We start from the raw sequence: 11,547 nt of genomic DNA, 5'->3' as shown, positions 1-11,547 counted from the left end.
CGGGTCACCGACACCTACGCGGCCGAGCAGCCGGTGCGGGAGCTGTCGGCCCGCGCCGGGGCGTACACGCCCGGCGACACCGACCTGTCCTGGACCCGGCTGACCCTGTGGCGGTCGATGCTGGCTGCCGCCCTGGACCAGTCCCGGGAGAAGGTGACGTCGGCGGCCGTGGAGGCCGAGGCGGACAATCCGAGCGCCGAGCTGCTGGCGCGTTGGCTGGGCGCCCGGCTGGGCGTCCCGGTGGACCGGGTGGTGACCGGCGGGCCATTCGTCACGGCCGTGCGGCTGGGCACCGCGAACGGCGAGATCGTCGTCGACCGGCCCGCAGGACCGTTGGCCACGCTCACCCTGCCGGGCCAGCCGCCGCGCACCCTCGCCCTGACGGTCCGCCCCACCTCCGAGCTCATCGCCGAGGAGCTGCGCCACCTCGACGCCGACGAGATGTACGCCATCGCCCTCCAGGACGTGGACACCAAGGAGAAGGCCTGAGATGGCCCAGTGTCCCAAGCTCACCCACCGGCCCGAGTGGACGGCCCTCGCCGACCACTCGGGTCCAGGGCCAGCCGCCATTGCGCGACCTGTTCGCGGCCGATCCCGGCCGCGCCGAGCGGTACACCGTCCGGGTCGGCGACCTGCACATCGACTACAGCGAGCAGCTGATCACCGACGAGACCCTGGCCCTGCTCCAGGAACTCGCCACCGCCACCGGCGTGTTCGCGCTGCGGGACGCCACGCTCCGCGGTGAGAAGATCAATCTGACCGAGCGGCGGGCGGTGCCGCACACCGCGCTGCGCGCCCCGCGGGACGCGGTGATCGAGGTCGACGGCTGGACACCGGAGCGCTGTCCAGGCTGGGCAGCGAGCACGGCCCGCCGGCGCTGATGGTCTGCAACCTTACGGGCGCGTGGACTCGGGGCGAGCGAGCGCGGCTCGCGACGAAGGGGTGTGCCTGATCCCGCGTGGCGGTGCAGAAACCGAGGGCGGAATCTGTGGTCTGTTCGCTGCGCCATGACCGGGCTTGGGTCGCTTGAGTCACTGTCCTGGAGATGTGCAGGCGTTGACCTGCTGCTTCGCTGTCTCCTGGGTCCAGCGGCCGAAGAGTTGCCCGGTCGCTGGACGTCCGGGCCGAGCAGGGCCACACCCAGGATCTCTCGGTTTTCGGTCCACGACCGCTTTCCACAGGCCGCGGGTCTCGCGCATGGTGCGGGCCCGTGGAACGGCCTTGACGGGCAGCCTTGCGATCCGGATGCCGTGGCCCGTGGCACGAGCCTGCTCCTCGGTCAGTCCCACCCGTGCCAGTTCCGGGTTCCGCGGGACCAGGCGCCCGGCGGTGCTGCGTGTACCGCCTGTGATGTCGGCCTGCACGATGCGGTAGTCGCCCAGCGAGACATGTGTGACGAGTGTCCGGCCGTCCTGGCAGGGACGACGTACGCATCATGACGACCGCGTGAGCCGGCGTCCCGGGGTGCGGGCGGCTGCCCGTCCACAGACAGCCCATCGGGCGCTTGTGCTGCTGGTGGCGGGTGCCGGGAGTGCCCCTGGTGGCGATGCGGGAAGCGGACACACTCTGCCGACGCCAAGCCTCCGGACACCGGCAACCTCTCCGCCGGAGCCGTGGACGACGGCCTGCGCCCATGCGGATGCCGGTCGGAAGGGCCTTGGCGCCGGAGCGGGACCGTACGGCGGCGGGGACGGCTCACGCGCTCGGGCACCCCGGGGGAGGTGCCGGAGCCGTCGGCGTCGGGGGTACGCCGTGCGTGAGCCGTCCGACGCCGGGCCCGGCAAGTGGCCGGGCCGGGGGAGGGGCTCTTTGTGCGGCTGCTTCAGCCAATTCGAACAGAAGGCGTTGCCGACTGTCCAAGACAGATCCGTCATCACCCGATGCCGGACAGGCATCGTCGACTATGGGTCACCTCGTCGGCGGGCGCAGGCTGGCTGACGGCCCGCTCACAGGGCGGTTCGTGACCGTCACGTGTGCCGCAGAATCAGCGGCTGCCACGGACCGCGTCGCCTGCGGCGGACAGGACGCCGGGCTGGACTCCCACCCGGACGGGCGGCTGCCGCTGGGCCACTCCCGCCGGCTCTCCGTCCGTCGGCAGGAGCGCCAAGGCCGTCCCGCCGTCCAGGCGGCCGCCCGGCCCCGCCGCCCGGGGCCGCGGGTGAGCCCAAGCGCATCAGGGCATCAGGATCTTCTTCTTGCCCATCTACGGGTGTCCCGGACACGCCCCGCGAACGCCTTCTCAGGCGGGCGTTTCGGCGGCCGTCACCGCCAGGAAGGGCAGGTCCTCCGGCAGCAGTCTGGTGAGCGTGATCATATCCGGGTTCGACACCCCACTCAGCCGTCCCGCCTGACGAGTCATCATCTGTTCGACCAGCTGCCGGGCCAGACGGGCGTTGCCGAAGGACCGCGAGCGCGGCAGGGCGTCCAGATGGACGCGCAGTGCCTCCAGCGTCTCCGGGGCGCACTCGTACCCAGCCGCGCCGGCCTGCTCCTGGACTATGGCGAGCAGCTCGTCCGTGGAGTAGTTCTCGAACTCGATCCTGCGGGTGAAACGAGAGGCCAGCCCGGGGTTGGACTCGAGGAAGCGGCCCATCTCGTCGGGGTAGCCGGCGACGATGACGACCACTTCGTCACGATGGTCCTCCATCAGCTTCAGCAGCGTGTCCACCGCCTCCCGGCCGAAGTCCTGCGGCGAGTTCTCCGGTGTCAGGGTGTATGCCTCGTCGATGAACAGCACGCCGCCGACGGCTCGTTGGAACGCCTCGGTGGTCAGCTGGGCGGTGTGGCCGATGTAGCGGCCCACGAGGTCGGCCCGCGCCACCTCGACGAGCTGGCCGCGCGGCAGGACACCGAAGGAGCGCAGCAGGTCGGCGTAGAGGCGAGCGATGGTCGTCTTGCCGGTGCCGGGCGGCCCGGAGAAGATCAGGTGGTGGCTGATCCGGGGGGTGGGCAGCCCGACCGCGGCCCGCTGCCGGTAGGCGGACAGCAGGTCGACGATGCCGCCCACCTCGCGCTTGACGGCCTCCAGACCGGTCATGGCGCGGATCACCGCGAGGACGTCGCTCTCACCGGGCCGACTGGTGCCGGAGCGGATCTGTGCCGCCTCCTCGTCCCCCACGTCCTCGGGCAGCATGAGGGTGAGGTCCGACTCGCCGGCGTCCGGCATGGACGCCAGCCGGAGCGACTGGCGGTCCACCATCTCCTCGAACACCTTGCGTGCGGCCCGGCCGTTGCCGAAGGTCGCGTCACGGCGCATGCCGGAGAAGTGCACGTGCAGCGCCTGCCGGGTCTCCGGGTCGAGCCGGTAGCTGTGGCTTGTGCACATGTTCTCCGTGATGGTGACGAGCTCGTCCACGGAGTAGTTGTCGAACTCGATGGTCCGGGTGAACCGGGACGCCAGACCGGGGTTGGCGGAGAGGAAGTCCTCCATCTCCTTGGAGTAGCCGGCGACGATGACCACCGCCTCGTCCCGGTGGTCCTCGATCAGCTTGACCAGGGTGTCGATGGCCTCCTGCCCGAAGTCGACACCCGAGCCCTTGCTGTCCGACAGCAAGGTGTACGCCTCGTCGATGAAGAGCACGCCGCCCAGCGCCTTCCGGAAGGCTTCGGTGGTCTTGATGGCGGTGCCACCGATGACCTGGGCGACGAGGTCCGACCGGGACACCTCGACGAGGTGCCCGGACGGCAGCATGTCGAGGCTGGCGAGGATCGAACCGTACAGCCGGGCCACCGTGGTCTTGCCGGTACCGGGTGGGCCCGCGAAGACCAGGTGCCGGCTCATCGGCGGTGCGGGAATGCCCAGTTGGGCGCGCCGCTGGGTCAGCCGGCCGAGGCTGACCAGCATGTTCACCTGCTGTTTGACCCCGGACAGACCGACCAGGGCGTTCAGGTCTGCGAACGGGCCATCCACCGGGGGTCCGCTCTGTGGTGGCGCGGCCGGATTCGCGCCCGCCGTCTCGCCGCCGTCCGCGGCCGGTTCCGCCGGTTGCCAGTTGTCCGGCAGGCCGTTGTCCGAACTGTCCAGGCGCTCCACCGTCAGCGCCGGGCCGGGCCTGGTGTGCCGCAGTCCGGCACCCTGATTGGAGTGCACCGTGCAGCCGGCGACCGTGATGGGCGCGGTGCCGTCCAGGCGGATGCCGTCACCGGTGTTGCCGGTGAGCACGCAGTCGGTGAGCGAGCCCTTGCCGCCGGCTGACACCAGGACACCGTGCGCGCGGGCGCCGCTGACCCGTACGCGCGTCAGGGTGACGTCGCCGCCGTTGTCTACCGCGATCCCCGAACCGGCACTGCCGGTCACGTCGCAGTCGCGCAGGGAGGCGTTGCCGCCCTGCGCCACGGACACCCCCGCCTTCCCGGCCGTTCTGAAGGAAGAGCCGCCGAACTGCGGGTGCCCGCCCTGCTCCACTCGCACGGACGGCCCCGTGCTGTCCTGGACCTCGCAGTTCTCGAAGCGGCCCTTGCCGCGATCACCGACGACGATGCCGGCGTCACGGGCGGCAGTCACCCGTACCCGTCGCAGCACGGGGCGTGCCCCGGACCGCAGGACGACACCCGGACCGTGCGTGCCCGACACGTGCGCGCCCTCGATCTCCCCCTCGGCTTCGTCGGTCAGCAGGAAACCGGACTCGCCGCCGCCCTCGACCTCGGTGTTCAGCAGGTGGGGCGCGCTGGACTGCCCGACGTGCACGGCCGCCTGCGCGGCTTCGGCGAAGACGCAGTCGGCGTAACGGCCCCGGGCACGTTCGGTCAGGAACAGCCCGCTGCCGCCGGTGCGGCTGGTCGAGCAGCGCGACAGCTGCGGGTCCGAGCGGTTGGCCACGGCGAAACCGTGTCCCGTCGTGTCGTGCACCCGTACACCGGTCAGCTCGGTCCTCGCGGTGCTCGCCAGGTAGACGCCGAGCGCGCAGTCATGCACGGTGGTGTGGGACACAGAGATGCCGGTGGCGTCCTCCAGGGCGATGGCGGGCCGGTCGGTGGAGGATATGTCGCAGCCTTCCATCCGGCCTCCGGAGCCGCCGTTGGCCAGGACTCCGTTGCCGCGGGCGTCGCGCAGGGTGCAACCTCGCACGACGATGCGCCCGCCCTCGCTGATCACGATGGCGGAGGTGCCCATGTGCTCCAGGGTGCAGTCCTCCAAGACGCTGCCCACCGCCGAGGTTTCCACCACGCCCGCGCCGTTCGGATTGGTGACCCGGCAGTTGCGCATCGCCAGGGACCCCGTGCTCCGGCTGAGCAGTGCCGTCCAGCCGGATCCGACGACCTCGCAGCCGTCCAGGGCCACCTGCCCGCGGACCGCGTCGACCACCGGGAGGTCGTCCTCGTTGCCTCGCAGCACCAGGTCGGTCAGGAGGACGGCATCTGCGGCCAGGGTCACCGCCGTACCGTTGCGGGGCGCCAGTTCCACCGACCCCATTGGGCCGTCGGCCACGATCGTGACCTGCGCGCGGATGGTGAGACTCTCGGCGTACACGCCGGGTCGGAGCCGGATGACCGTGCCCGCGCGGGCCCGTGACAGGGCGGCCGCGATGGTCGGGTGGTCACCGGCGCCATCCTGGCTCACGGTCAGTGTCGTGCGTGCCACGGCCGATCCTCCTCAGTGTGCAGCCGCAGGTCGTTCCGGCTCCGGCTGCCGGCCGGCAACCGGACCGATGCGGTGATGCGGGTCCGGACTCCCGCATCACCGCCGGGCCGCCCTGAGCGGCCGAGATGCGCGCGGCAGTTCGGGTGGTGCACCTCTGAGGGTATCCAAGGAACACATGTGGCCACGAGCCGACTGCGCATGAGAGTCCGTCAGAACGTCCTCGCTCAGCCGCTCCCGCGCACATGTTGCACCGGATCCGCCACACATGTGCAGTTGGCCCTGTGGCCGGGTGGGTGCACGAGCGGGTGGAAGGAGGACGGCTACGTGACCAGGCCGACCGTCGGCCGGTCGGCGGTGAGCTTCGTCCGCCGCCTGCCCTGCTCGACCGTCGTGGTCATCGCGCCGATCCGGCTGTCGAGCGCCTCGCGCCCGGTGCCGCGCACCTGCTCGCCCGCGGTCAGCCCTTCACTGGCGGCGGAGCCGATCCCCTTGCGGTGCCGAGCAGTCGGTGGTCCGGGTGCAGCGCAGCACGGACTGCGGCGGCGGGGTTCTGCTGGTGATCCCGGGGCGATGGAACACCGGGAACAGGGCGCGAGGCCGGTATCCTCGTCCTTCGTGCCGTCGGGCCAGCGCCCAAAGGGCCCCATGGCTGCCCAGAAGTGGCTCGGCGGCCGCCGAGAGCGTCGGAGAAGCCGAGCACCGTGTGCAGCGGACGATGCCGGACGTAGACCTCATCGATCCGGCCGTCGTCGTTCATGCCCAGGCCGGCGCCACGGCCTGGGCGAACGTCTGCTTGACCAGTCCCAGCCCACGATCGGCTCGCGGGTCGCGGAAGGCCCCAAGGACGGAGTTCTTGGCGAACGTCCGCTCGAGAGCGGCAGCGACCGCTGTAGCGAAGGATTCTGTCCAGCCCCGCTCGACGGCGGGCTGGGAGTCGTTCTGACGTAGCGGTCCTTCCTCCGACGCCGGCCCCGCGCCCGCCTGCCACCGCATGCGGGCGCCGGGCAACGGGTCGTAAGGAAGCTCTGACCTCGGACAGCGACAGGGCGCTGTGTCAGGTGACGGTGGTGCCGGGGTAGAGGTGCTCGGCAGACTGGAAGAGGATCGTGGGGTTGATCCGGGCGAGATGCCGCGCCGTCATCAGGTCGGAGAACTCCTTGGCGTCCCGTGCCACCGCGCTGAGCTCTTCGACGTCCTTGAGGTACTGGCGGGTCTCGTCGAGATGGCGGGGGTCGTCATCGCTGCCGGGAGCCTTGTGCCCGGCGACGACGGCCTTCGGGTGCAGGGCCGCGATCTTGTCGATGGCGGAGCCCCAGTCGCGGCGGCGCTGGGCGTCACCCTCGGCCAGGTAGAGGTGGACGCCGTTGTACACGATGTCGCCCGCGACCGCGAGACCGAGGTCGGGGACGTGGACGAAGGTGGTGTCCTGGGTGTCGCTGTCACCTGCCTCCACGAAGCGGACTTCGTGGCCTTCGAGGTCGAAGGTGTGGCTGTCGATCGCCGTCGGCACGATGACGTCCTTGACGATCTGGCCGGGGAACTGGCTGTTCCAATAGTCCATGAGTTTGGTTGTGTGGCGTTGGGCGAGCGCCACGGTCCCCTTGGTGCCCAGGATCTGCGCATCGGGGAACCGCTTGGCCACCTCCGCGAAGCCGAACCAGTGGTCGCCGTGGCCATGGGTGGCATACATGGCGAGCAGGTTCTTGCCGGAGGCGGCCACCCAGTCGGCGACCTCGCGGGCCTTGTCCTCGGTGTGCGGAGCGTCGACCAGGATGGCGTCGCGCTCGCCGTAGATGAGCGTGGAGGCGATCGGAGACCAAGCCGGCACTGGCCGTACCGAGGTGCCGTCGGGCAGCACCGCCGGCGGGGGGAGGGTCACCAGGACGTCATAGCCGAGAGCCATCACTTCACCGCCTGCCGCGTCGTGCCGGTCGCCTGGAACTCACCGCAACGGTCCGTCAGCGTTGTATCGTTCATGCATCCACGGTCCGGCCTGACGAAACGCCTTGCAAGGGAGCGAAGGCCAAGTAGCGCCAGAAGTCTGCCAAGCGGGGTCGGCGTGCTACGCGGATGCCTCGGCACGGTCCGGCCGGGCGGTCGCGGCAGCAGACCGGAAGGTGCGGCGGTAGGCGAGCGGAGAGACGCCGAGTTCCGCGCTCATGTGCTGGCGCAGTGAGGCGGCGGTGGCAAAGCCGACGTCGGTAGCGATCTGGTCCACGGTGAGGTTGCTGGATTCCAGCAGGTGGCGGGCGCGGTCGAGGCGCTGCTTGATGATCCATTGACGGGGTGGCAGGCCGGTTTCTTCGCGAAAGCGGCGGGCGAAGGTGCGCAGGCTCATGTGGGCGTGTTCGGCCAGTCGAGGGACAGTGAGCGCCTCGTCGAGGTGTTCCAGGGCCCACTGGCGGGTGGCGGCGGTGGAGGAGGCCGGGTCGTCGGGGACGGGTCGGTCGATGTACTGGGCCTGCCCGCCGTCGCGGAAGGGTGGTACGACGCAGCGGCGGGCTGCGCGGTTGGCGAGTTCGCTGCCATGGTCGGTGCGGATGAGGTGCAGGCACAGGTCGACGCCGGAGGCGGCGCCGGCGGAGGTGAGGATGGCGCCGTCGTCGACGAACAGGACGCCCTCGTCGAGGCGGATGTGCGGGTACCAGCGGCGGAAGTAGGCGGCGCATTCCCAGTGGGTGGCGGCGGGGCGTCCGTCGAGCAGGCCGGCGGCGGCGAGGATGAACCCGCCGGTGCAGATCGAGGCGATCCGGGTGCCGGGGCGGATCCGGGAGAGTGCGGCCGCGACGGGCGCGGGCAGGTCGCGGGTCAGACGCGTGGGCTCGATCGGGGCGACGATGACGGTCTCGGCCCGTTCCAGGATGTCCGGTCCGTGCTCGGGCATGACGTAGAACCCTGCGTTGGTGGCGACCTGCCCGCCGTCCGCCGAACAGACGCGGACGTCGTAGTGGCCTTCGGCGGCACCCAGGATCCGGGCCGGGATGCCCAGTTCGAAGGGGTAGACCCCGTCCAGGGCGAGGACGGCCACGTAGTGCGGAGTGCACCCGGAACTATTCATGGCAGGATTCTATCGAGTATTGGCGAATCGGTCATTGCCCGGTGATCGTCGATGGGTGGACGGTGGAAGGCATGAACGACACGATGCTCACGATCAGCCAGGACGAGTTCGGCGGCCCCGAGGTCCTGAAGCCCGTCACGGCCCCTGTCCCAAAGCCTGGCCTGGGCGAGATCCTGATCCGGGTGCACGCGGCGGGCGTGAACCCGGTCGACACCTACAACCGCGAGGCCGGCGTGCTCGTCGGCGAACCACCCTTCGTGCTCGGCTGGGACGTCTCCGGAACCGTCGAGGCCGTCGGTGCCGGCGTCACCCTGTACGAGGTGGGCGACGAGGTGTTCGGGATGCTGCCCTTCCCGCACGGCCACGGTGCCTTCGCCCAGTACGTCCTCGGTCCGACCCGCGCCTTCGTGCCCAAGCCGGAGACTCTCGGCCATGTGCAGGCCGCGGCCCTGCCGCTCGCCGGGCTGACCGCCTGGCAGGCCCTGGTGGAGACGGCCCGTATCGGCAAGGACAGCCACGTCCTGATCAACGGCGCGGCCGGCGGCGTCGGTCACCTGGCCGTCCAGATCGCCAAGGCGCACGGCGCTCATGTGATCGCCGTGGCCTCCGCCCGCAACGCCGACTTCGTACGCTCGCTGGGCGCCGACGACGTGATCGACTACACCACCACCGACTTCACGCAGACTGTCCGTGACCTGGACGTGGTGCTGGAGGCCGTCGGGGGCGACTACCACGTGCGCGCGCTCGATTGCCTCAAGCCCGGCGGCATCCTCGTCACGACCCTGCCGCACACCCTCGCCGAGGCACTGCCGGAGGCGGCCCGCCGAGGCGTCCGCGCCGCCGGCCTGTTCGTCGAGGCCGACCGGATCGGCATGAGCGCCCTGGCCGAGCTCGCCGCGACCGGGCGGCTGGTCCCCACTGTCGACGCCACCTACCCGCTGGAGCAGGCCGGCGCCGCGCAGACCGCCAAGCCGGGCCGCGGCAAGACGGTCCTCACCGTCGCCTGAGGCCTGCCCGCCCCGCAGAGGAGGAGTGCGGCGATGGCCTCGCCGCACTCCTCCACGCTCGTCCGAGACGGCGTCCCACGCGTCGGTGACCAGTGCATGCCCGACGGTAACCGGCTGGTGTCCTCCCCGCTGACCACGAACCTGATCCCGGGTGAGCGTACTGCCGCCCCGGTCGGCCCGCCGCTGACGATGGAGCAGACCCGCACCGTCGCCGAATGGGTCGAGCACTCCGGCGAACGACTCACGCACATCTACGCCACCCACGGTCACGGCGACCACTGGTCCGGCACCGCCTAGCTGACCCGCCGCTTGCCAACGGCCCGCGTCTGGGCACTGTCCGGCGCTATCGAGATGATGCACAGGCAAGCCACCGGCGAGCGGGCACAGATGGGGGATCGCGACTTCCCCGGCCTGATGGGCGACAGCCCCGTCCTGGCGGCCCCCCATTCCCGACTTCGGCCTGCTTCCGTGGGACACGAGCCGCGAGCGGTGGAGACCGGGCACACCGACACCGACGCCTCCAGCGTGCTGCACGTCCCCTCCATCGGCCTGGTCGTGGCCGGAGATGCCGTCCACAACAACGTCCGTCTGTCCGAAGGCGTCCTCGGCGGTTTCACCGCCTGGCCGCGCGCCCTGAACATCATCGAGGACCCGCAGCCGCCGCGGTTGTCGCCGGAGGCCCAGCACGCCGGGCGTACCTACCTGGAGTGGGAGGGCGCACCGGGGGCGAGCCGCCTCTGGCCGGCGTCACCGTCCTCACCGCCAGCCCCCGGCGGCGTCACGAACCACATCCGCCATCCAGCACCGCGCCCGCTCGCCCCGTTGCACGCCCTGTCCGCCAAGGTCGGTGACCTCCCATGGAGCAGCGGTCTCGACTCCCCGCCGAACTCCCGGCGCCGGACGGTGTGACCCTGCGTTCAGCCCAACGAGGCGCCGACGGCAGGGGAGGCCGGTCATCTGACTCCGCAGAGGCCAACCGCCGGTTACGTCCTCCCCGAGGTGCGGAGGCAGGGCCCCTGGACCGTATCGAGGTCTTCGGTTCCCCCGCCGCCTCCCTGCTGTCCTTGACGCCGGCGCCGAGGAAACCCCTGCGGCGCAGGACGTCCTCGCCGCGCTCGACCAGCCGGTGCTTCCCACTCACCTGCGATGTTTCACGCTCCTTCGGCGAGCCGAGGGCGGTCGGCGCGGCGCGCCCGCAGGGCCAGGGAGAGGGCCGCGGTGGCGGCGAGCAGGGCCACCACGGAGCCGTAGACGGCGACGGTGGTGGTCAGCGGGACGAAGTCGCTGGCGATACCGGCCAGGAGGACCGGCGCGCCGTACGCCGTGTAGGCGACGAGGTAGACCGCGGCGAAGAGGCCTCCTCGGCTGGCGTTGTCCGCGAGCGGACCCAGGATGCGCAGGGAGGAGCCGAAGGCCGCTCCCTGCCCGGAGCCGCCGAGGAGCGCCCCGGCGATGACCAGCGGCAGGCTGCCGGCCGCGACACCGACGACTGCGAGGACGGCGCCCACGAACAACAGGAGCGCGCCGACGCGGGTGGCCCGCTCGGCGGCCAGCCGGCCGAAGGCGATGCCCGCCACGGCCGCTGCCATGGGCTGGATGGCGACGATCGCGCCGTTCACGGCCGCCCGGTGGATGCCGAAGACCGAGCTGTCGAAGGACGGTGCCAGGCCGAGGAAGAGGCCGGAGAACATCCAGCCGCCTGCGACCAGGGGCACCAGGGACCAGAACCATCCCCGGGCTGCTCGGACGACCCTGAGCCTGGGGCGCAGCGACGCCAGGACACCAGGGTGGCGGTCCGCGGTTTCCGGGGCGGCCAGCACGGAGGCGATGCCGTAGACGAGAACCACCGCCAGGCCGAGGAACACGACCGCCGTCGGGTGATCGCTGGTCTGGACGGCTAT

The 11,547-nt window shown here is 71.2% G+C and carries 9 protein-coding genes and 2 pseudogenes; 5 read left to right on the top strand and 6 right to left on the bottom strand.

All coding sequences use genetic code 11. The annotated features are described in order from the left end of the window. On the top strand, window positions 1-489 hold a 489-nt coding region (locus tag ACZ4WH_RS43310; protein WP_468191644.1), incomplete at its 5' end, for a glucose-6-phosphate dehydrogenase assembly protein OpcA. A gap of 1 nt (window position 490) precedes the next feature. After that, window positions 491-827 (top strand): annotated as a pseudogene (locus tag ACZ4WH_RS43305) (glucose-6-phosphate isomerase); the annotation flags it as partial. Window positions 828-1,031: 204 nt separating this feature from the next. Here the strand turns inward: ACZ4WH_RS43305 and ACZ4WH_RS43300 are convergent. From ACZ4WH_RS43300 to ACZ4WH_RS43280, 5 genes are all read right to left on the bottom strand, one after another. Beyond that, window positions 1,032-1,289, bottom strand: a complete 258-nt coding sequence (locus ACZ4WH_RS43300; protein WP_468191647.1) for a hypothetical protein — start codon at window positions 1,287-1,289, stop codon at window positions 1,032-1,034. Between the two features lie 950 nt (window positions 1,290-2,239). Next, on the bottom strand, window positions 2,240-5,581 hold the full coding sequence (locus ACZ4WH_RS43295; protein WP_468191641.1) for a right-handed parallel beta-helix repeat-containing protein: 3,342 nt from the start codon (window positions 5,579-5,581) through the stop codon (window positions 2,240-2,242). 320 nt (window positions 5,582-5,901) lie between these two features. Continuing rightward, a complete protein-coding gene (locus ACZ4WH_RS43290; RefSeq protein WP_468191639.1) occupies window positions 5,902-6,024 on the bottom strand; it encodes a hypothetical protein in 123 nt (40 codons plus the stop codon). Window positions 6,025-6,635: 611 nt separating this feature from the next. Beyond that, complete coding sequence (locus ACZ4WH_RS43285; protein ID WP_468191636.1) at window positions 6,636-7,484, bottom strand: MBL fold metallo-hydrolase; 849 nt, start codon at window positions 7,482-7,484, stop codon at window positions 6,636-6,638. 159 nt (window positions 7,485-7,643) lie between these two features. Further along, window positions 7,644-8,639: a GlxA family transcriptional regulator gene (locus ACZ4WH_RS43280; protein WP_468191634.1), complete on the bottom strand. Its 996-nt coding sequence runs from the start codon at window positions 8,637-8,639 to the stop codon at window positions 7,644-7,646. Between the two features lie 71 nt (window positions 8,640-8,710). Here ACZ4WH_RS43280 and ACZ4WH_RS43275 point away from each other — a divergent pair, with 71 nt between their 5' ends. From ACZ4WH_RS43275 to ACZ4WH_RS43265, 3 genes are all read left to right on the top strand, one after another. Further along, window positions 8,711-9,646 carry an NADP-dependent oxidoreductase gene (locus ACZ4WH_RS43275; RefSeq protein WP_468191631.1) on the top strand — a complete coding sequence of 312 codons (936 nt, stop codon included), beginning with the start codon at window positions 8,711-8,713 and terminating at the stop codon, window positions 9,644-9,646. A gap of 33 nt (window positions 9,647-9,679) precedes the next feature. Further along, a complete protein-coding gene (locus tag ACZ4WH_RS43270) occupies window positions 9,680-9,943 on the top strand; it encodes a hypothetical protein (RefSeq protein WP_468191628.1) in 264 nt (87 codons plus the stop codon). A 171-nt stretch (window positions 9,944-10,114) separates the two neighbouring features. Further along, complete coding sequence (locus ACZ4WH_RS43265; protein WP_468191625.1) at window positions 10,115-10,555, top strand: hypothetical protein; 441 nt, start codon at window positions 10,115-10,117, stop codon at window positions 10,553-10,555. A gap of 242 nt (window positions 10,556-10,797) precedes the next feature. Here ACZ4WH_RS43265 and ACZ4WH_RS43260 read toward each other — a convergent pair. Continuing rightward, window positions 10,798-11,547 (bottom strand): annotated as a pseudogene (locus ACZ4WH_RS43260) (MFS transporter); the annotation flags it as partial.

It is taken from the genome of Streptomyces sp. NPDC029138, assembly GCF_055564375.1.
The sequence above is the reverse complement of the archived record's forward strand: the minus strand, read 5'-3'. Positions and strand labels throughout refer to the sequence as shown.